Consider the following 20,865-nt stretch of genomic DNA (forward strand, 5'->3'; position numbering starts at 1 on the left):
CCTTACTGCAACAGGCTTGGACGAGTGGAGCTTTGCGGTACTTCAGTCGGAACCCGCGTGACTACAAACACTTCTGTTTTCTGACCAGGTTCAAGCACCTCATCTGGCCATGCGCTTACAGCTGCTCGGTGAGGGTGCGTGCAGGAGCCGTGATCGAACTCAACGGTTCTGGCCGACACGTTCTCGGCGGTGGCCACGAAGACTCGGAAGTCATGGCCCTCGATCAACTGCGACTTGCTGAAATCGAAGCTGAGGCTTGGCTGCGCACAGGCGGGGATCTTGTTGCCGCTGGTAAGCGCACCGAAGCTGTATCCACGCGGCAACTTGCCTAGCGCCATCTCGCGCATCAGGGAGCGAAGAGTGTCCATATAGGGCTGAGAGCGCTCCCACTTCCGCGCCTGGCCGCTGTAGTTCGTCGACGAGGTGATTGGCATTCCGCTCGCCAGCCCTTGTACGTTTTTTGCCAAGATCAGGTTCGCCTGGATGGGAGGCACGCCTTGAGGCAGCAACGTCAGGGAGATGGCGACAGACTCATCGTCCTCAGGGGTGACAAACATGGTCACCGGCTTCTCATCCTGAGTCGTGACGTAGATGACGTTTCCGCTTGTAGAAATTTCAGCCTCACTTACCGTCTGGATATGAGGGTTATCGAACGGCGTAACCAGACGGTTGATTTGGCCTCTGCTGATCGGAATCAGGGTGTTTGTGCCGCTTGCAACGACCACATCCTGACGAGACTCGACGGGCTGAACAGGTGTGGGCTTCTTCACAACGCTGGCAGGCACGCTGGGGTTTTCAGCAGAGCCGGGAGTAATGGCAACCAAACGTGGTTTCTTTTCCTCCTGAGGATCTTCCTGTCGTTCAGGAACGCTCTCAGGAGAAGGTGTAGGCTTGGCAACCGCTTGAGGCTGCGTGCTGGCTGCAACTGGCATGTTCATGCCTGGAATCTGGATCTGCTCCTGCGCAATAGCAGGCATTACGGCAGCCATAGCCATTACGAGCGCAGCTGGCTTGAAGAAATGGAGGGAAACTGGAAGTGACATCGAGACGACCTCTGCTCTGAGATGTCGTCAATTCTGGAGGCCATTCAGCCGCTTGAGTTGCGTTTTCAAGCAGCTTTTGCGTCTGAAAACGGAGGGGTATTTTTTGTAGCCGCGGACTCGCGATACCAACAAAAAACCCATGCCAAAGACATTGACATGGGCTTCTTTCGCCTCAGCTTAGCGCTGCTGATTCTTTCTCTTCTCGCGCTCTGCTTGTTTCTCAGCCTTGCTGTTCTCGCGATCAACCACATCCTGGGTTCGAGCATCCCCAGAGTTCGTACTAACCCAACTCAGTACAGGCTTGTAGTCTTTGATCATAAGCTCGAACTCATAGGTTCGGTTGCTACGCTTTTTGTCGCCCGCCGGCCCTTCGCTTACGGAGCGACCAGTAACGTAGAACTTGTTCTCGTTGAGGTTATCGCGGAGCACTTTCTGCGGCTCGAAGCTCAGGGTCACTCGATCCTGGCGGATCTGATGAATCTGAGTATCGAGAACCTTCATCGTATCTTGATAGATCGACTTGTCGAGGATAGGCCCCAGGGCGTCTTTTACGACAGAGGCATTATGCGGGGTAACGTTGCCTAGCATCATTGCGATGTAAAGAGCCCATGCGTCGGCGTACTCCCCGGAACTTTGCGTTTTACTGACCCAGGCGGTCTCAGTCAGGGTAGGCGGTATCACAGTGACCACTTCATCCTTGTTGAGAGCAGAGCAAGACACCAGCAGATTGCTCAATACAAGGCCTGCAACGGCAATGCGCAAGAACTGATTTTCTCCCCGCATGCCATCGAACGAATTGCTAAGCGACTTAAAAAGCATCAGACGAACTCTCTCTCGTAGGAATTGGGCATGGATCGCACACTCTTCCGGCCAATAGCTCCCCAGTGCCAGTAAATAGCGTGAAGCAGATAGCCGTCAGGGCGGTTGTCGCAGAAGCGCCGATAGAAGCGGGCGAGCAGAAGACCTACCACTGTGCAAAGAATCAGCTGTGCCAGAAGAACGCCTGCAACCAAACCGATCCCTATCGGCATGACCTCATCCAAACGCCAAAACATCACGTGCGGCGGCTGGTCGATGTATGCCGGGATTTTGATTGGCTCACTCACTTGCCACCCCCTGCTTTGCTGAGGCTGGCTATCGCTTTGAGGATGCCTTCATGACTAGCGTTAGCACCTTGGAGGACCATCGACATACCTGTCTGGTTGTCCAGGAGCAGAGTCGAAGGGGTCTGTTGGATGCCAAGCTTAATGGCTTGATCGAGATCGCCAGTTACTCGCTCGATGGCCTGCTTCGAGTCTGTGCAGGCTGCAAAGCGCTTCCCATCCAGGCCAAGATCGGTCGCAAGAGACACGAGCGATTCCGAAACTCCCTTGCCGTTGCCACCGGTTTTATCGAACACCGTCTGGGTGTACTTCCAGGCAGCATCTGAGCCACCTTGCTCACCAGCACACTCGATGGCCAGGGCTTGTCGCCGGGAGGCCTCTCCAAGGGCTGGGACATGGAGAATCGCGGCATTGATTTGTCCAGCCGAAGACTCGATAAGCGCTTTCAGCAGGGGGAAGTGATCGCGGCAGTAAGGGCATTCCGTATCCGTCATCTCGACGAGCGTGTACCGAGCAGATGAAGAGCCATAGATCCAGTTGTCCGGAGCTGCGGGGATATCATCTTCTGGAAGCTGTTTGAGGTTATCGACAATCTCTTGGATCGCGGCGGGGTCAACTGCCTGTGCTTTCGCAACAGACAATTCACCCTCGAGGCTTTTGACTTGGCCTTGTAGCTGGCTCATGGTGGTGAAGTGGTAGTACGAGCCAACTACCAGAGCGGTGGCAAGGGCTGTGATAGCAATAGCAAAAGGGATCGTTTTCGAGGGTGTTGTTTTCGTTGCCATAAGGGTCAGCCTGTCGTGGTGTTAGGGGCATTCTGCGGATAAACGCAGCCTGAAAGTTCCGTTTTCAGGCGGTTTTATGGTCAGAATTCAAATGCGCTTTGGCAGGTTGCTGATCAGCACGGACAGCACGACAGGCAGCATGATGACGATGAAGGTTGAGATAACGAGCGGCGGTAAAGGTAGAGGCATCAACACGCTGAGCACGATGAGCATTCCGCCCCATGACAGGACGATCGCGGCGTTGTTATTCAAGAACGGTGATGAGTAGTCGAATCCATGCCGCTTGGCATTCCAGCGCATCCAGCCGGCGTAAATGGCCGGCACCAGAACCGCGATCAGCAGTGGCAGCCAGTAAAGCGTTAAAACGATCCGGTAAACCATCTGGTAGATGATTTTCTGGACGGCCTCACCTCGGGACTCAAGATACCGAAACCACCAATCCACGTTCTTTTCGAAGGCATCCACGGTGCCGCCTCGAGGCATCAGCATGTCGGAGACAACCTTTTTTGCCCCGGAGTCGATGACAAGTGCCGAGTAGTAGCGATTGGTCTTTTCAAGCACCTTATCCATGTCGGAATCGCCAAGCAGTTCGATGCCCCATTTCCGCTCTTTCAGCATTACCGTATCCACCAGCTTGTTCGGCGCAACGGTTGCCAGCATCAGGATCAGGACGAAGAAGAACGCTATAGAGGCCATAACGCCCTTTGGCCACTTTTCTTCAAGCATCTCAGCCATTGATCAGGAACTCCCGGATAGGTTGCGGGACATTGGTTGTTTCGCACCACAAGACAACATCATCCGGTGCAGGGGCGTTGCCGTAGCTCGTGAGGATCTGGAGGATGTGGCCGAGCACCACCCGGAGCCGAATGAAGTCGCTGATGCCCTCCCGACACATACGCTGGTAGGCCACCAGCACATCAATCAGGGCCGCACCAATTACCTCGGGTTTATGGCCCGCCTCAAGCATCTTGAAGATGAATTGCGTGCCACAACGCCATTCCAGGTCAAACGTGCGCAGTCGAGTTGTTGAGGCCTCATCCAGGCCAGTGAGCCTCTGAATTTCTAGTGGAATCGAGACAGTCATTTTTTGCTCCGGAATCAGTTGGCAGTCGGGCCGGTGAGGATGGGCAGTCGCCCCTTGCGGATATCGCCGCCCGCAAACACTGCGAGATATTCGAGGTCTGGTAGCTCGCCGAGGAGCGCTGTTGGGAAGCGCTCGCCCTCCTCTTGCATAAGGCGCTCACCAACATTCCCGCCCTGCACCACCCCGCCTTCACCTGCCGAGTTGCCCTGAGTACGCATGACGTATTTGTAGCGAGTTGGCGTCATCTTTTTCGCCACGAACTCCTGCGTATCGGTATCAAGGATGCGGAGGCAGATGATGTTGTTCGCGTTCCCCAGAACCTGCATGGCCTTGGCTTCGTCACCCATGCGGGCCTTGAAGTCGGCGATGGTCTGGGTTGCGATGTAGAGATTTATTCCTGCGCCGCGGCCCTTGTTCAGCAGCTGGATGAGCTGGTCATTGATCACCTCAGCAGCCTCGTCGACAAAGATGTTCACCGGCTTGGGCAACCTGTGGTTGTAGATCTCGCCTGCGGTCGATGCCAGATCGGCCAGCGCCAGCGAGCCGATGGTTGAGCCCACCATTGAGTCAGCAAGCGAGTCGAGGCCCAGGTAAAGAACCTGGTCGGCGTTGATGACAGAGTTCAAGTCACTGATTCGGCGCGGGTCTTCATCGTCGGTGTGCGGGGAAAGCAGCGGCCCCATTTCACCGGAGGTAAGCATCACCAGGATTGGAAGAAGGCCAGCAATCATCTTGCTGAAGTGCGATCGCTCGTGCTCGAGCATGGTGAGCAGGCCTTCCAGATCGGTATTGGCTTCCACTTTCGCGATGTCGTTGTAGTAGACCTTCCGCAATACCTTCGCCTTTTCTTCGATGTTCCGAACCTTGGCTGAAAGAATTGCTGATTCGGCCATTCTCGCGAATTCATCTTCACCGAAGACCTTTGAACCGAAGGCCATGACCACCTTGATTGTCAGCCCAGGAACATCCCCCTCAAGGGTTCTCCTGAGGCCGACAAGGGTGGGCAGGATGTTGCAGATCAACATGGCTTGAATCACGCTGTTCAAGGACATCTGCGCAAAGGCTTGGAACGGATCGCCGGCTTCGCTTTTCATCAGCACTGCGACACGGGAGGCAACTTCAGTTGCGCGGCCGTAGTTCTTGGTCAAAGACAAACGAACCGACTTGTCAGGATGCGCAGGGTGGAAATATTTGAACAGGCTGGCCTTCCCCATCGCCTTGCATGTCCGCTCACATGTTTCGGCTAGCCCTTTATCGCCTTTCGGATCGATCACGATCACCGGTTCACCACGAGCGATACACTGGGATATGGCCAGGTCGAACCAGCGGGTCTTACCGGCCCCTGTTGTGCCCAGTACGAGGTGGTGGATCGAACGCTGGTCTGCTGGCCGGAAACATGGCTCCTCCTCATCCATGCCGATCCCGTGTATCCATTTCGTACCCTTAACATCAGCGTTGCGGCGGCCACGCTTACCGATAATGGCCTCGATATCCATCGCCTGGAGCTCGAATGCGTACTGGCCGTGCCGCTGCCGCCAAGGGAAAGCCTCGCCGAAATAGAACTCGTGAGGGTGTCTCTTTACCAGCTCCATCACCTCCTCCAAGGTGATGAAGGAGAGATCTGCTCCAACGAGACATGCTTTTGCCCTATGAACGCGGAGTGCCCTTGGTATGGCCGCCAGGGCGAATCCAGCCTGCACGCCAAGCGTGATCAGGTATGGGGTTACCGGCATCTCCGTCATCAGTTGAACGGCGGTGCCGGCAAGCATGGACGAACCCCACGCAACAGCTTCCCGCGCCTCGTAGTTTTTCCGCCAGTAACTGGTGTAGTCCCATTCACTCATTTTTTGGGAAGCTCCTCGTAAAGGGGGCGAACGAAGATTTTTCTGCGCTTGGCAACCTTGACGGCATCGCGGAAGCAGAACACTGCGTTCTCTAGGGATGTTGATGTGATACCGAACTGCTCAGCGACATTCGTGAGCATGTAGGTTGTGAGGCTGAGCACAGGCGACCCGCCTATTTCCTCAAGTACGGCCTTCTCGATCAGCGACTTCACAGCTTGCTCGAGGCTTGGGATGTCGGCCTCGCGAAGCCGGGATATGTGAGGAATAGCCCAGTCCAGCTCCGCTAACTTGCAGTAGATGACGCTGTAGTCGGCGGTGAGCATGAAGCCTTCACGGGACTGTAGCGTGCGGGTCAGAGCAGGCCCTTCGACCGTAATGTCCTGCCACAACCAGCCCGCATGGACGAGCGGGTGGATGTCTTCAGCAAGGAACGAAGATTTTCCCAGTCGAACGAATACCTTGTTTCTTGCTAATGCCGCGTTCTCGGGGTCTTGAGTCGCGGTGATGAGCTTTTGGGCAAGCTCAGGTTGTTGTTCCAACAGGTAGCATTCGTGCGCTGTGAGCTTCGACACGACATCCGCTGGCAGGATACTGCCAGCGCCTGGGACCTCATTTGCCACAGGGCCGGCTTCTCCAACTTTCTGCTTCTTCGATTCCAACGGAGGCGTAGTTTTAGGCGTGCGTTTGCCTTGCCCCATGATGGAGTTGAGGGAAATCTTTTCCTGGCGAGGCAACAGTTCCTGCGCCCCTTGCTCTGATCCGACTTGGGCATCAGCGTCAGAGGGCTCGGTGCTACTTTCAGCCTCAGCGGCCGGGAGTGGTTCTTCTTGAGGGGGCTCAGCCGCCGGGGAATGGGGACTCAAGAAAAGCAGCATTTCCTCAAGGCTGGCAGGTGGCTCCTGAGGTGCTTCTTCCTCCTCCTCAGCATCCAAAGCTTCCTCTGGTTGGGAGGAAGCAATTGCAGCCGTATCGTCAGCTGCCGGCGCTGACTCCACACCAACTGGGGCCTCTTCGGCGGGATTCTGCGCTTGTTTGAGGCTAACCCCTGAAGAGGCGGTTGTTGGTACCGGAGCTGCTTGCCTTGGAGCCGCTTTTTTCTTTCTTGCTGGCTTCGACGATGCGGATTCTTTAGAAGGTGTAGGCAGCGAATCAGCGTCAGTATCCCCGCTCGAGTCCCCAGTCAGATCAGCCCCAAATAGGTCTTCCTGATGTTCACTCAGCGCGTTCGCTGCTGCGCCAGCCGTATCGTTAGGAGCAATGACATCCTTCTGCTTTCCCTCCTTCCCAAGGCTGATGGAAACTGGCGGCGGAATCGGTGTGGTTGGAAAAAGGATGTCCGGATTCACAAGCTTCATGCAGCGCAGCGCCGGGCCTTTGCCGTTCTTGCGCAGAAGGTGAGGCGTAACCAGCCAGTACAGGTCGCCGTTTGGGGCTCTCTCTGCTATCCCGTGCTCTACCAAGGTACCAATTAGCGTGTCAGGTGATCGCGGGATGGCCACAACCCCATCACCGACCAGCATGCTCACAATCTCCTCGGCACCCTGGTTCCAAGCGATGTAGACGCCATCAGTTGCAACCCATACGCGGCCGGCAGGCGTGTTGATCTTCCAGGTTCCGTCACTCAGCAACCGCAGCATTGCATCCGACACCAACCGCGGTACCGGGACACCTGTTGCATTGCCCCCGCCATTATTCGAGCCTCGATTGAGGTCACGCTTGGTGGATGCAGAGTCGGCCCACTTGACCAACTCGGTCAGAGGCGAGCTTCCGCTCCCGGAAATTGCATCGAGGAGCGCTTCATAGATGTCGTGGCCACCTTCAATCAGCCACGCCTGTACGGCTGGCGGAATGATCCGTGTTGCTTGCGCTACAGAGACCTGAACGTGATTCCCATGCCTATTGGAATTCCAATGCAGGAAATAGCGGGTCAACTTGTTGCGCACAGACCAGTCATGAAGCGTTTCCTGCGCGTAGATCCACTGGTTGTTGCCTTCAAAATCGGTGGCGCGAATATCCGTGAGAGGCTTCCCTGCGTCGTGTAGCAGCCCTGACGCGATGCCCGCGACGTACCACCGACGCAGGCGCATGCTTCGCCGTGCCGGGGTCTCGTTTGTATCAAAGGCTGTCGTAAGGCACCCATCCAGGGTGAGCGAGGCGACCTCAAGGCTATGTCGGAGCAACCCCCCTGGGCCGGAGTGATGGTGGTTCTCCGACGCCGGCAGCATGTGCGCCAATTCGGCGAAATTCACCAGGATCGGCTCAACGTAGAGCTTGAGGTCACTGGCAGGCATTCCGACTGAATGAATAATCCGATCGAACAGCTCGTGCTGATAATTGCGCATGAACCACTGCCCGCTAACCAGCCCTGGATAACCCTCTTGGTAAGGTGGGTACCGAAGGTTTCGCCAGTTATGGTTCTCCAGGTACCGCTTGATTTCAGGAGTAATCATCTGCTCGGCCGGGTGCGCGAAGCTGTCCGTAAGGGCACGCTCGCTTCGAGGCCACAGGCGTTTCAGGAATGAAAATGGAGGCATACGCTTCTCGGCCATGTTGTGTGCTGAGAATGATGCGTGAGGGATACCGCCTTGAGTTTCGTTTTCAGGCAGTTTTATGGTCGAAAAAAAGCCCGGCAAGTGCCGGGCTGAGGGGTTAGAACCAGAAGGTTCCGAAAAACTGTGACGGCTCTTCGACCGTCTCATTTATTGCGTCCACCTTTTGCCGTATGCGGGGCAACGGCTCAGGTTTGGCCTTACTTTCATCGTAGGAGGCATCCACAGAGACCCGCGTAGCCATTGACGAACCGGTCTGGTGTCTCGCGATCACATCGGGCGGAATAACCGCCTCCAGCTCGTGCGCAACACCTTTCCAATCCACAGTGCCAGCCACTTCGTAGCTCGTGACTTTCACACCCAGAGCATCGGCCCGGCGGAACTCCCCCAGCAACGGCAGGATCTCGGCCTCAAGGTCTTTTGCTTCCTTGGTGAGCACTTTCAACTGGGCCTTCAGCTCAGCAATCTTGCTCTCCTTCGCTCTCCTGGCATTTGCTAGCGGACGCCATGCAGCCAGGTCCAGCCTATCCAGCGGAATAACGTCCCGCTTTGGATCGGCCTCAGGCGGCACACCGCGCATCACCAGCCCCCAGAAGATTTCTTCTGCCTGAATGATTCGTCTCACCAGAAGGTCATCCCAGTCAACGATCAAACAGCAGGGTTCATGCTTCGGCGACCAAAACCACAGGTAACCGCGCCGTGCTCCACTGACGATCATCTGGTGCATCACTTGCCAGCGGTACAGCTTAAATGCCTTGCTATGCTCCCTGAGTTGCAGCACCTCCAGATGGTTGGTTTCGGAGAGATTCTTGATCTCTACCGGAGACTTGTCATCCAGAACCCCATCGAACGATGCCCGAATAAAAGGGTATGCGGTCGACTCTGCACAGAACGGCAAAGCCATCTTGCCGTACTTATCCTCAAAGGCTTGTAGCGCTAGCGGTTCGAATTTGACTCCCCTCCTAACCTGCGGGATTACCGACAAGTCAGCTGGCTCGACAATTCCAACCAATTCCTTCCACAGCTCCAGGGGCGTTTTATCAGGGTTTTCACCCATGATGACAGCGCAACTGGTTGCACTGATGCCTTCCCTTCGCCACTCGTGCCAATCAGGAGTCCGCTGCGCGATGTCAACGATTTTCATTGTCGACACCCTCATGGAACCCCAGCCTGGCCATTACCTCATACGCATGCAGAACACCGTTGTTACGGAACTCAGCACAGAGCTTCAGGTCGTGGAACAGCTCGGTTTTCTTCAACTTTGTGGTGCTGTAGAAGCCCTTCGCAAAGTTTGTTTCTGGATCAAGCACATCGACATAGCCGAGCCCGTCAAGCAGCGTCTTGCGTAGCAAGTCAGCATGGCTCAGCACATTCGCTATGCGCTCATCTAGTGGGCCTGATGTGAAGAAGTTGAACTGCAAGCCAATTTCTTCTCCGAGCAGCCGTAACGCCCTACAGACGGCGTTATACCGCTCCTTTCTCAGCTCTTCGGCCTTCGCATGGAAGTCCTGGAGCCGCTTACTGTAAACAACACCCCATTCGCGCAGCTGCTTTTCGTCTGCTTCCGTCAATCCCTGAAGGTCAGGGTTCTCAGGCCAGTTATCCAGATCCATGAACATGCTGAGTTTCCCCAACATGGTTTTTTCTTGGATCTCGACTCCTAACTCCGAATTGCGGTGAGCGACGATTGCGGCTTCTACGGCATGGAATGCCTTGCAGCATGACTCAAAGGTCTTCATTGATTTCTCCTTTTCTCAAGTTCACCACCCTGGCTCGAAAACCCAAGTGGCACCCCCGGAAAGGCGAAACCCCAGAGGGCTTTCGCCCCCTGGGGGATATTCTTTCTCTGGTGTTCCAGTGATGCTCACGATTACGCAACCTTCGCGTAGCGGGAGTAGATTTCTTCTCGCTTGCGCATGGCATCCTCGAAGCTCAACTGACCTGCATTGCAAGCCTGAATCACTGCGACGATCTCCATGCCGCGCTGCCATTCAGCGGTACCCGACAATCGATCAAGCGCCCCCATATCTAGAAGTGCGTATCCATCGTCAAGCATGTCGCCAATGCACAGCTCCGGCGTGTCATGCGTGCAATGGCCGGTGAAGCCATCACGTTGAAACGCCTGCCACCGAAAGCGCCCTTGCTGAGATGCGTCTGGGATAAGAACACCCCAGGCATCCCGGCTCCGATGCTTCAGCGTCAAGCCAAGTCCGTGGATAGTGAACTGACAAAGCAGGTACTCCAGGAGAATGAGCTTCACCTGAAATTGCTCGATCATTTCGTCAGCGTATTCCGCAGCGAACGCACCACCCTCTTCTTTCATCTCCCCCCAGCTAGCAAGGGAGTCCTTCAGCCCCTCAACGGTTGACGGTCGCATTGTTCTGCTCTCCTGGAAGGGAGTGGGTCAGAACGGCAAAAAAACCCGGATGGGCCTTCTCTGCTTTGTCGATCGCTTCGCCGAAGGTGGTTGCTTCACAACGGAAGGTAGCCTTCTGCTGTGTATGCAGGATGGTCATCGATAGGATGTAAGTCCGCATGGTGTATCTCCTTCTCAGATTTTTAGCCCTGAAAAAGAGGCACCTTCCCTGAGGGGCGGTGCCCCTCAGGGATAGCGATTACTCAGTTGATTCGCTGGTATTGCCCAGCTTCAACCAGCTGCTTTGCTTGGCCTGCAAGATGCTCTACTACGCCGTTAGAAAGCGGATCGCTGCCATAGAAACCCCAGCAGCTATCTGTCTCCTCGCCGTCTTCAATCACCTTGAAGCCCCACACATCGCCGGTTAGGTACTGGTCATAAACCTCGACCTCCCCAACCAGCATGGCGGTTACTTTTTCGGTGCGTGACTTGTTCAGCCGTTTCCAGCCCTGCTCAGCACACACTTTCGCCTTGCTCACGAAAATAAAGCCCACTTGCCCACTGTCCCAGGGGCAGGCGAACGGCTTGGTTCTCATCGTGATGCCGCTGTGATCGTAGAGATACAGCGGCAGAATGATCGCCTTGCCTGTCATTTTGAGAGCTTGTTGGATGTCAGGTACATGAGTTGAGTCGAAGCCCATCTCGTTGAGCTGCCTTTCGGACAGGTGCTCGTAGATCAGGTCAAGCGCCTCAGTAGCTCCATCCTCATCACCCAGAATGTAGCGGCGATGAGCGCAGACCATCATTGCAAGGTTGTCCCACTTGCGCGGGTTTTCTGCGTCGGTGTCATGCATGAGCTGTACGGTGACTTTCGGTTGTGCAGTTGCCATATCGTTTTCCTTTCTCAAAAAACGACGAGGGCAATGCGCCCCTGGGGGCGATATGCCCCGTCAGGGAGTTTTTTGCAGATGCCTTACGGCAGCAGCAGGGTCAGGATGAAGACGATCAAGTCAGCCATCTGATTGATTCCTTTTGAACTGACGGAGCACTCCCCTTACGGGAAAGCCCCGCAGGGTTGTGGTCAGTTCGAAGCGCCCTATGCAACAAGGCCCCCCAAAGCGTTTTTTTGCGTCACTCGCCTTGCGACTGAGCAACGTACTGCGCAGATTTCAACTGGGTTACAGCGTAATCCCGAGCGTCTACAGGCCACGTCGAAACGTACTCGAACGCCGGCTCCCAACTATTGGCATCACGAGCACGCCGAACAACTTCCGCAACCTTCTTGATCACCTTTGCAGGTAAATCAGCAGGTGGCGGAACTTGGCTTCCATCACGGACAACTTCACCTTCAATCACATCGTCTGCCGGGGCAGGATCTGCAACCTCTGGTTTAGCGGCCTGTTCGGGGTCTACGGTGGGTTCTGGCTGCTGATTAACCTGGTTAGAGGTCGGCAACGGCTCAGTTTCCACCACATCAGCAGCGCCCATATATCGCTCAACAACTTCAACTGGTACATCGTTGGAAGAGAACCCTTCCCCAGCGTCTGTATTGAGGTACTGAATCACTCCGTCCAGCTTTGAGCCGGTCTGAGGCCAGTATTTCCTTGCAATCTTGATGGCCGACTTCTTGCGCATGGAATCTTCGAAGTCGACCCAAGGGCCTTTCTTCTTGCGTTTCCACAGCTCTGAAGCATCGCGAGCAGCATTGATTTCATCAGCGGTAACCGCCTCAACGTGAACGCGGCCATCAGGCAGAAGAGCTTCGACGTAGCAACCTACAAACTCCCCACGATCAGCCTTCTTGTCGAAAGGGTTGAACGTGTGGGTCGGGCTTTGTCGCTTCCCTCTGTACTCGAATTTGTCTTTCGAGTAGACCAATTCAACGATGCAATCACGGATCGCACCGTCGTTCACAGCGACCTTGACCATGCCCCTCCAGGACACGTCCAAAACCACCTGCCCGTCTCGGGGCACCAAGTACGCGAGCTGTCGGGATTGATTAAGAGTCAATCCGTAAGCCGCAACCTGGCTAAAGGCATTTCTAAGGCTTAGCGGGTTAGTCGTAGCGCACTTGCACAGATAGTCGTTGTTCATCATGGCCTGCGATGCAAACAGCAGCTCATTTTTGAACATCACGTCAGTCTTCGACGACTCCACTAGCTTGATGAACTTTTCTTCTTGCTTCGCAATAATTGCAACTGCGTTTTGGAAGTTATCGCTCATTTCATTTTCCTTTCTAAAAAGAAAACGCACCCGAAGGTGCGTTAATTCTTGACTGACTTCTGCCTGATTAGATGATGTTTAGAAGCAAACGGCTAATTGGGGCAAAAGGGATGTCGTCGTCGAAGCTGTCATAATGCGGATCATGCTGTGGAGCAGGATCGCGTGGTGACTGACTAGGACGTTGTTGTTGCTGTTGCGGACGCTGCTCACGGGGTTGCCCTTGAGAGTTGTCGCGCTCTGGCCTACCACCCAGGAGCTGCATTCTGCCCTGCATGTCGACGATAATTTCGGTGGTGTACCGTTTGATACCGTCTTTTTCCCACTCTCGTGTTTGAAGCTTACCTTCGATGTATACCTGCGATCCTTTCCGCAGATACTCACCAGCGATTTCAGCGACTTTCCCAAACAAAGAAACACGGTGCCATTCGGTCTTTTCGACTTTCTGTCCCGTTTGCTTGTCAGTCCACTGCTCACTTGTTGCAAGGCTGAGATTGGTTACTGCATTACCGTTCGGTAAGTAGCGAGTTTCTGGATCTTGACCACAGGTGCCAACCAAGATCACTTTATTTACGCCGCGAGCCATAGTATTTCTCCATTTAGATAGAACTACGGGGCGGCATTACCCCAATACGGGGGCAATAGCAGCCCCGTTGGGGTTTGGTTTTTCATGGGTTTTTGGTTGTACTTTTGAGACGGCCAACAAGCCGACCATGCGACGAAGCGCATGACTAAATCAGTCCACACATGTGGGCTGACTTAATCTGGGAATTCATGATGGTTGAGATTCAACCATGAGGCGCTGGGCCTGCTAGATGGACTGCAAGGCATGCAATCCGGATTTATAACGCCGAGCTACTCGACGTGATAGGAAGTCTGCAACAAGCAGAATCCAATGGCAAGCGGGTTTTTTGTCGGCGTTTTTTCAGTCGCTTTTTCGTCCTGAAAACGGGCCATCTCCTTTTCTGTACAGAGGAAAATGATCCTTACCAGCCTCAGAGGATCAACCATGCACCACCTTAAATCTCTCCTGCCGCTAGGCCTGGCCATTGGCTTGGCGCTCACAGCGGGTTGTGCCAACAAGCCAGAACCACCTGCCTCAGGCACGCCATTCGAGGTAGCAAGCTACGAGCCCGACATGCGCGAATACCACACCAGTTGGGGGCATACGGGCCGAGGCGGTGCAGCATTGCGAAAACCCACCTATCAACCCGTTCTTGGCAGCCTCGATGTTCTCGAGACCCCGGCCGGGAAGCTTCACCCAGAGCTGCAAGCACGCCTTACAACGAACGATAGCGTTGCAGTCCCCTCATCCATGTTCCAGGCCAACTGTGCTGACTCTGCAAATGTGGCGCAGGCCTTTGCTCTTGGCCAACCCGCGGCAAGCGAGCGCATCGTCACCTTGGCCAACGCGGCCGGTTCGGTCGATGACTACATTGCCGTCCGGAACAAGCTCTGCAAAGGGGCTCAACGGTTGAGCTACGAGGAGTGGGTCATTCTCGTCGAAGGCACCCCGAAGGATGTCCCTCTTCACCTGAAACCGTCTTTTTCCCCCTCCTATAAGTGATCAGTCATGCCTAAATTCAATCCCACTCTCGCTACAGCCATTGGCGTTTCCATCGTGACCTCTGCCGTTGCTATCGGTGTCTCCGTCCACATGGGTCAGAGCTACACCGACATCGCGGTACAAAATGCCCTTGTGGAGCAGTTGCCAGGCGCGGTCGACAAAACCCTGAAGGATCGTGAAGTTGAGAAGATCAACGCAGCGAAAGCGAAAATCCTCTCGAAGTGGAGCGGCGCAGCTGACACCACCATTGAAGGTCGGCACATCTACGGCAGCAAGGACGCCCAGTTCACCTTGGTCGAGTTCGTTGACCTGGAATGCCCTTATTGCAAGCGCTTCCATGACACGCCAAAGCAGATGGCTGACAAGTCCGAAGGGCGCATTAACTGGGAATGGCAGCATTACCCCCTGGCCTTCCACAACCCCGCAGCGGAAGTGGCAGCTCACGCCTCTGAGTGCGTGGGCGAGGTTGCCGGCAACAAAGCCTTCTGGGCCTTTACTGGCGAATGGTTCGCTCGCACTCAACTCAATGGCCAAGGTGTCGAGGACGTAGAGCGTCTTGCGCAGGAGGTTGGTGCTCCCCTTGATGCCTATCGTCAGTGCATGGAAAGCGGCAAGTACCGGGCCTTGATCGAAGGCCAGGTGAAGAAAGGCACGAACATGGGTGTCACCGGCACGCCAGCAACGGTCGTAGTCGACAACCTGACAGGCAACAAACTGCTGGTGAAGGGTGCCCAAAGCACGCAGGTGCTACTCCAAACCATGCAGCAGCTGGTCAAAATGCGCGACGAGGCTCCCAACCAGGACAAGCTGGATACCCCTGCTGAGGGCGCGGCCAATGAGATCGGTGCTCAATAGGCTGGATGAATGGGCCGACCGGCTAGACGCCGGCGGCACTCGTGCGCTTTGGGGCGCTCGTGACGCCATGACCCAGCAGCTAGAAGGTCGGGTGGGCCTTTTCCGTGCGCTACGCAGGGCCAGTAGCTGGGATGAGGTTTTCGATCTCATCTCAGCCAACGGATACACCCTCATTCCAAACGGAGAGGATTTTATCGCCGCTGACATGAGCACAGGGCTGATGTTCTCTCTCTGGGATTGTGGTCATAGCCGGCTCGTATTTGAGGAGCGGCTTGGTCACTTCCCGGATTCACCTCCTACGAGTCGATGACTCCAACCCCGCTCCGGCGGGGTTTTTCTTGTGCTTGGGATATTCCAGAGCAGTGATGTACTGAGCACACCTCAATAAACGTATCAGGGAGATACGCCATGAACGATCTACCACGCATTGCATCGTTTCGCCAGTTGGACGAACACCTGAAGAAAACTGGTGTTCCACGCGACGAACAGATGATTCGCAACAACATCTACATTGCACCGCTTGACTGGTTTGCAATTGAAGAAGGCTTCAATCTGAGGCCCATCGATCCTGACCATGCCGAAGGCTTCGCCAAGTCTTATGAGCAGGGCCTGTATGTGCCTCCAGTCGTCGCAGAACTGAAGATCATCGACGGCAACCCTCGCCTCGTGATCCGAGAAGGCCACCATCGCCTCACTGGCGCTCGCATCGCAGATGGGCGCGGTGCAAATCTTCCAGGCCTGATGGTCAACGAGTTCAAAGGAAATCAGTCCGACGCTGTTGTGATGATGATCAAGACCAGCGAAGGCAAAGAGCTGCTGCCGCTGGAGCGAGGAGAAGGCTACAAGCGCCTGGCCGGGCAAAACTGGATTCCAGCCCAAATCGCCGATCGCATGAACAGGAGCGTCACTCATGTTGAGCGACTGCTGCTTCTCGCCAACGCCGAGGAGAACGTCAAACAGCTCGTTCGCGACGGCGCAATTAAAGCGTCGCCTGTCATTGATGTTCTGGTGGAGCTGCGAGGAACTGGGCAAGACCCATATCCAAAGCTGCTGGGGATGATCGAAGGAGCAAAGGCCTCCGGTCGTACCCGCGCAACGGGCTCAGACGCCAACAAGGCGCTTGGCAAGTTCAAGGTGACACCCAAGGAAGCCATGAGTGCGTTCAGCGCACTGAGCGGCCTTACAGGAAGCCTGCGCGATCAACTCAAGTCCGGGGGCGATGCGCAGCATGAGTTGCGGCTTGACTCGAAGGCGGCGGAATCGTTGCTGAAGATCCTGGAGAAGTATGAGGCCAGCCAGAACACGGCTGAAGCCTGAGGAGGCAGTAATGCTGCACATTGAGCGCAAGGTAGGGGAGTCGATTCGGCTCGGCAACGACATACAGGTGATCGTCACAAAGGCTGCGAACGGTACGGTCAGGTTGGCGTTTGAAGCGCCGAAAGAGGTGAAGATCTACCGCGAAGAGATCTACCAGCGCATCCAGAACGAAAAAACACCCTGATCACATAGTCGGTCGTTCGACTTCGCTTGGGATCGCCGCCGAAGACGGTAACCTATGGCTATCGAAAAAAGGAGTTTCACCATGAAGAACCGCAGTATAACGATTCGCACCGGGCTTCTCGCCGCAGCTATTGCTCTCCTGGTCGGGTGCTCTTCCTCGCCGAAGGCACCCACCGTACAACTGCCTGACCCGCAGAATGTGCCGAAGGAAAAATGGTCTGATGCGATGCACGTTCTGACTGCCATGAACATTTCTGGTCAGCGTGATGTTCCCCGAGAATTCGTTGTATCCGACCCGACCACGGCGACTCCTAGTACAGGAGGCTCGAGTGTGGCGGACGCTGCTGTTGCCGCAGGCGGCTATGCGTCGCCTCCTCCTGGTGTCAGCAGCAATGCAGCTCTTGGCCTAGGGGTAGGCCTCTTCCTCCTCGGCGGCTCGAGCGATCCAGCTCGCACCTACCAGACTGCCGCTTGGGTACCCAGCACGCTGGCAAAATCGCCCGAAGAAGCGTCTGCCCTGGTCTTGAAGCTAATTGAGGAGGCGCGAGTCAAAGCCTTTCCTCATAACCGCTCAAAACTCAAATCGCTGGTAGGTAAGTATCCGTCAGGTCACGGGAAGGCCTACGATAGTCCCGCAGCTTTCGTGAAAGAAACTCCCGTGCAATTTGCCGACAGAGCCACGCCCCCACCGAGCTTTATTAATGCCGCCGAGGCATATGGGCCAATCTTCATTCTCAATGAGCAGTACACAGTTGATGGAATAAAGAACGACATAACGACCTTGGAAGCCATGACTAAAATTTCCGAAATTCTGCCGGAGTGGTTCTACATGTATCACCCAGGCCAGAAGCTGCGAAAGAACTCTGTACCCGCGCGCATCATCAATAAAGGCCAGGCGATGTATTTCATTGGGAAATAGCAAACGCCGCCATTAATACAAGAAGCCCCGCACTTGGCGGGGCTTCTTTTTATCTCATATCTTCCTCAGCTTTTCTCTTCACCGCGTCAACATCGAAACCCTCTAGCCTCTGCAAGTTCCGGTCTAGCGTGTTGAGCCGCGTCTCACCCTGCGTTATCTGAAGTCTACTTCCACTTCCTGTCACGTCCTCAAGCGATACGGTGTTCGCGGTTGGCAGCCGCCCTGCAAGATTCAGCATACCGATCCACTCAGACAGATCCACACGGGACCAATCCATTTGCGCCATCTGAGCTGGCGTAATTCCTTCGCACGTAGGTGACTTCACGTCACCCCATCCCAAACCCAGTTGCTCACGGGCTGACTCTTGAATGATCCGGGCCACAACCGAGCCGAAGCAGCAATAGGCTTCTCGTTTTTCGACGCAAGAGCCAAGAGCTTCGGATGCGCAATAGCTGCCAACGAAGTGGCATTGCCGCGTTTCTTTTTTTGCACCCAGCTCGAATTCCTTCTGTTCGCATTCCCAGATGATGTTGATCAGCAGATCCACGATCACGTAAACCATGTACACCCAGCCGATGATGTTCACAACCATCGCAGCTTGCGACCCCAGACCGGTAACCGCGCCATCTGCTCCGGTGGCAAATACCGCGTCGGCCGCAGCCGTCGCCCCCATCTCAACCATCGCGTCATAAGCCTGCTGCATGAGCCATTGCTGAAGTTCGCTCATCAGGGTTTCCTGTACCGCGCCCTCAAAGCCCTTCTGGAACGCAGCAGTGGCGCTATCCACAATGGTGCCCCACTGGCCCTTGATAACCGAGGAGCCAACAGACATCGCCGCTTCAGTACCCGCAGCCCAGTACCCCGGAGCAAAGAGATTTCCTGTCCTGCTCAATGCCTCGAGCGAGCTGGTCATCTTCAGTGTATTCATCGTCAGATTCACATAGTCGAAGATGGACACGCTTTCTGGGGCTTCACAGCAGTCGACGTAGCCACCCAGCGCCTTCTTGCACTCCATAGCCTCGCCTTTGAACACCTTGCAGTCATTGGCCTGGTTGATATCGGTACCATCACCACCGCAGTCCAAGTCGTGCTCAGCAAACTGAGCAACCTGAAGCATGGCCACCGCATAGGCAAAATCGCCGCTTTTCGTGTTCGACGAGTCGAAACACTCACTGCCCATACAGCGCGCCCCACCAGGGCATTCGATTTGTGCCCCAGTGTTCACGATGGTTTCGTAGCTGGTGTCATAACCGCAGTCCCAGACCTCCTCGAAGGCATAGCACGAGCCTGTCTCGCCTTTTGCGCCATCAATACAGCCTTGAGAGATAAAACCACAGCTGGGATTCTGCTCGTATTGGGTGCAGGTATTCAGGTTACCGCCATCATTTGAGGGGCACCGCTGCACACCCTGGGCGTCCGTGTAGCAATCCATATTCCCCTTGTAGTAGGAGCACTCGGCGCTTACCTGGGCCTTCTTGCAAAGAGGATCAATGCTCGGGTGCGGGGATGGTGGCATGTCAGAACGGCAGATCTGAACGCCATTGGTTTCGGTACACCCGTTAGCATCAACTGCCGGCATAGAGGTGCACGACATCTGTGCGTTGGTGCAGAACCCATCCTTGATCATGTCGAACATTGGCAGGCGCTCTTCTGGGCCCCAGCCTTTATCAACGAACGCCTTTGCCGGGTCATAGATGATCTTGATGCGGGCGTAACCCTCACCACCACCGGTAACCGAGGTGCGGGTTTTGAACGTGATCACGTCATCATCGCTGCCGAACTTGTCAGTGATCACCTTGTTCGGAGCTACGTTCCAGCTTGTTCCGCGTTCGCAGCTTCCAGCTGTTTCCGGCGGGAAGACACCAGGTGTGTGCGTCCAAAGCATTTCGTCATTGAAAAGGATTTGGAAATAATCGTCGAAAACAGCTCTGTCGACGGTAGCTGAAATAATGGCGTCCTTGGCTATCACGCGGAATCGGGTGTACTCCTCATAGATTTTGCAGTTCCCGCTCCAGTAGTTGTCTCCTACCGTGCCGACCCAGATGTACAAGCAACCTGGTCCGCACGACTGAAAGTTTGGCTGCCCGGAAACGTATTCGATTACACCTACCTTGTAGTCATGCAGGAACTCAACGTTTCCGCCTTGATCCACGACGCGCTCACATGTTTTGTAATTGGCAACATGGGCGTTTTTCGTCACGTTCTCAAAAACTTCGGTAGAGGTGCAGTCCGCGAAGTTCTGCTTAAACCCATCCATGAAGTCAGGGGAACGAACTTGATCAGCCTGATTGAGCATAGGGTCGTTGGAGAGATCTACCGACATGCGGTTGCCGCTGTCGATCAGGGTTCGGTATGCCTCTCCCTCAGAGGACGATTCCGATTGGAGGCGGGTATTTGCTCGCAACCCGAGATCGATCGTCTTCACATCGTCGCCGTAGACGTTCTCGAGCGAGGCAGTGTCTCCAGTTTCAGGGAAAAGATCCTGAAGCGTGACGGAGGCGTCCCCACCATCGAATACCTGAAGTGCCTGCTGGCCTACCGATTGACCGGCCGCAGATCCTGCTGTCACAGCGTCGGCCCAGGCTGTGAAGGTCATGCTGTTGAGATACAGGCCGATCACGGTCACGTTGACCAGCCGTCTCAGCGTTGTTTTGAGTGGTTGTCGCATCGATCGCATGTCCAAAAATGGGGATGCTTCGATGCTAGGGGAAGGGTGAGAAATGATGGCGCGGTTTCAGGCAACAAAATCGCCTGAAAAAGCAAAGCCCCGGCTGGTGGGGTCACCGGCCGGGGCTCGCTGTGTTTTTGATCATGCCTCAGGCACTACTAAGACCTGGCCATCACTCGGGATCAAGCGATGAATCACCGCCCATGATTTAACGAACCGGGTATCCGGATCGGAGGACGAAACAGTTCTGGCGATCTGCTCGGGGACTTTGAACACCCGTCCAGACTCGACCATCAGTTCTTTGAGTTCTTGGCAGAATAGTGCGTTTGCTGCGGTCATGTTCAACTCTCCAGGTGTGGGTGATCCCCAGAG

Annotated in this window: 22 protein-coding genes; 5 read left to right on the top strand and 17 right to left on the bottom strand. The window is 55.1% G+C overall.

Going from position 1 to position 20,865, the window contains the following annotated elements; translation table 11 throughout:
- Nucleotides 1-2: 2 nt before the first annotated feature.
- The 15 genes from G7020_RS15940 to G7020_RS16010 form a co-directional block, all read right to left on the bottom strand.
- Entirely contained in the window at nucleotides 3-1,043 is a 1,041-nt protein-coding gene (locus tag G7020_RS15940) for a type-F conjugative transfer system secretin TraK (protein ID WP_147811270.1), read from the bottom strand.
- Between the two features lie 177 nt (nucleotides 1,044-1,220).
- Nucleotides 1,221-1,862 (bottom strand): TraE/TraK family type IV conjugative transfer system protein, encoded by a 642-nt coding sequence (locus G7020_RS15945; RefSeq protein WP_013100902.1) that lies wholly within the window; start codon nucleotides 1,860-1,862, stop codon nucleotides 1,221-1,223.
- Nucleotides 1,862-2,149, bottom strand: a complete 288-nt coding sequence (gene traL / locus G7020_RS15950; RefSeq protein ID WP_013100901.1) for a type IV conjugative transfer system protein TraL — start codon at nucleotides 2,147-2,149, stop codon at nucleotides 1,862-1,864. The genes G7020_RS15945 and traL overlap by 1 nt, the downstream gene beginning before the upstream one ends.
- Complete coding sequence (locus G7020_RS15955) at nucleotides 2,146-2,931, bottom strand: DsbA family protein (protein ID WP_102685507.1); 786 nt, start codon at nucleotides 2,929-2,931, stop codon at nucleotides 2,146-2,148. Before G7020_RS15955 ends, traL begins: the two co-directional genes overlap by 4 nt.
- An 87-nt stretch (nucleotides 2,932-3,018) precedes the next feature.
- On the bottom strand, nucleotides 3,019-3,666 hold the full coding sequence (locus tag G7020_RS15960) for a DUF4400 domain-containing protein (protein ID WP_102685506.1): 648 nt from the start codon (nucleotides 3,664-3,666) through the stop codon (nucleotides 3,019-3,021).
- Complete coding sequence (locus tag G7020_RS15965) at nucleotides 3,659-4,015, bottom strand: hypothetical protein (RefSeq protein WP_013100898.1); 357 nt, start codon at nucleotides 4,013-4,015, stop codon at nucleotides 3,659-3,661. Before G7020_RS15965 ends, G7020_RS15960 begins: the two co-directional genes overlap by 8 nt.
- A 14-nt stretch (nucleotides 4,016-4,029) precedes the next feature.
- Complete coding sequence (traD, locus tag G7020_RS15970; protein WP_147811269.1) at nucleotides 4,030-5,859, bottom strand: conjugative transfer system coupling protein TraD; 1,830 nt, start codon at nucleotides 5,857-5,859, stop codon at nucleotides 4,030-4,032.
- On the bottom strand, nucleotides 5,856-8,408 hold the full coding sequence (gene mobH, locus G7020_RS15975; RefSeq protein ID WP_181086209.1) for a MobH family relaxase: 2,553 nt from the start codon (nucleotides 8,406-8,408) through the stop codon (nucleotides 5,856-5,858). The genes traD and mobH overlap by 4 nt, the downstream gene beginning before the upstream one ends.
- A 100-nt stretch (nucleotides 8,409-8,508) precedes the next feature.
- Nucleotides 8,509-9,552: a YqaJ viral recombinase family protein gene (locus tag G7020_RS15980; protein WP_013100895.1), complete on the bottom strand. Its 1,044-nt coding sequence runs from the start codon at nucleotides 9,550-9,552 to the stop codon at nucleotides 8,509-8,511.
- Nucleotides 9,539-10,147, bottom strand: coding sequence for a hypothetical protein (locus G7020_RS15985; RefSeq protein ID WP_013100894.1), 609 nt, complete (start codon nucleotides 10,145-10,147; stop codon nucleotides 9,539-9,541). The genes G7020_RS15980 and G7020_RS15985 overlap by 14 nt, the downstream gene beginning before the upstream one ends.
- A 131-nt stretch (nucleotides 10,148-10,278) precedes the next feature.
- Entirely contained in the window at nucleotides 10,279-10,785 is a 507-nt protein-coding gene (locus tag G7020_RS15990; RefSeq protein ID WP_181086211.1) for a hypothetical protein, read from the bottom strand.
- Nucleotides 10,766-10,945, bottom strand: a complete 180-nt coding sequence (locus G7020_RS15995) for a hypothetical protein (protein WP_033040792.1) — start codon at nucleotides 10,943-10,945, stop codon at nucleotides 10,766-10,768. Before G7020_RS15995 ends, G7020_RS15990 begins: the two co-directional genes overlap by 20 nt.
- Nucleotides 10,946-11,027: 82 nt before the next feature.
- Nucleotides 11,028-11,654: a hypothetical protein gene (locus tag G7020_RS16000; protein WP_013100892.1), complete on the bottom strand. Its 627-nt coding sequence runs from the start codon at nucleotides 11,652-11,654 to the stop codon at nucleotides 11,028-11,030.
- Nucleotides 11,655-11,895: 241 nt separating this feature from the next.
- Nucleotides 11,896-12,987, bottom strand: a complete 1,092-nt coding sequence (locus tag G7020_RS16005) for a RecT family recombinase (RefSeq protein WP_013100891.1) — start codon at nucleotides 12,985-12,987, stop codon at nucleotides 11,896-11,898.
- Between the two features lie 67 nt (nucleotides 12,988-13,054).
- On the bottom strand, nucleotides 13,055-13,570 hold the full coding sequence (locus G7020_RS16010) for a single-stranded DNA-binding protein (protein WP_013100890.1): 516 nt from the start codon (nucleotides 13,568-13,570) through the stop codon (nucleotides 13,055-13,057).
- A gap of 423 nt (nucleotides 13,571-13,993) precedes the next feature.
- Between G7020_RS16010 and G7020_RS16015 the strand changes: the two genes are divergently transcribed.
- The 5 genes from G7020_RS16015 (at nucleotide 13,994) to G7020_RS16035 (ending at nucleotide 17,825) form a co-directional block, all read left to right on the top strand.
- Nucleotides 13,994-14,551, top strand: a complete 558-nt coding sequence (locus G7020_RS16015; protein WP_033041159.1) for a hypothetical protein — start codon at nucleotides 13,994-13,996, stop codon at nucleotides 14,549-14,551.
- Nucleotides 14,552-14,557: 6 nt separating this feature from the next.
- Nucleotides 14,558-15,406: a DsbA family protein gene (locus tag G7020_RS16020; protein ID WP_084342119.1), complete on the top strand. Its 849-nt coding sequence runs from the start codon at nucleotides 14,558-14,560 to the stop codon at nucleotides 15,404-15,406.
- Between the two features lie 408 nt (nucleotides 15,407-15,814).
- On the top strand, nucleotides 15,815-16,723 hold the full coding sequence (locus G7020_RS16025) for a ParB/RepB/Spo0J family partition protein (protein ID WP_102685503.1): 909 nt from the start codon (nucleotides 15,815-15,817) through the stop codon (nucleotides 16,721-16,723).
- A gap of 10 nt (nucleotides 16,724-16,733) precedes the next feature.
- On the top strand, nucleotides 16,734-16,907 hold the full coding sequence (csrA, locus tag G7020_RS16030; protein ID WP_102685502.1) for a carbon storage regulator CsrA: 174 nt from the start codon (nucleotides 16,734-16,736) through the stop codon (nucleotides 16,905-16,907).
- A gap of 81 nt (nucleotides 16,908-16,988) precedes the next feature.
- Nucleotides 16,989-17,825, top strand: coding sequence for a hypothetical protein (locus G7020_RS16035; RefSeq protein ID WP_102685501.1), 837 nt, complete (start codon nucleotides 16,989-16,991; stop codon nucleotides 17,823-17,825).
- A 49-nt stretch (nucleotides 17,826-17,874) separates the two neighbouring features.
- Here G7020_RS16035 and traN read toward each other — a convergent pair whose 3' ends face one another.
- Complete coding sequence (gene traN, locus G7020_RS16040; RefSeq protein WP_102685500.1) at nucleotides 17,875-20,493, bottom strand: conjugal transfer mating pair stabilization protein TraN; 2,619 nt, start codon at nucleotides 20,491-20,493, stop codon at nucleotides 17,875-17,877.
- Between the two features lie 141 nt (nucleotides 20,494-20,634).
- On the bottom strand, nucleotides 20,635-20,832 hold the full coding sequence (locus G7020_RS16045) for a hypothetical protein (RefSeq protein WP_013100883.1): 198 nt from the start codon (nucleotides 20,830-20,832) through the stop codon (nucleotides 20,635-20,637).
- Between the last annotated feature and the right edge of the window lie 33 nt (nucleotides 20,833-20,865).

The organism is Stutzerimonas stutzeri (assembly GCF_013522825.1).
Taxonomy (GTDB): Bacteria; Pseudomonadota; Gammaproteobacteria; order Pseudomonadales; family Pseudomonadaceae; genus Stutzerimonas; species Stutzerimonas stutzeri_AK.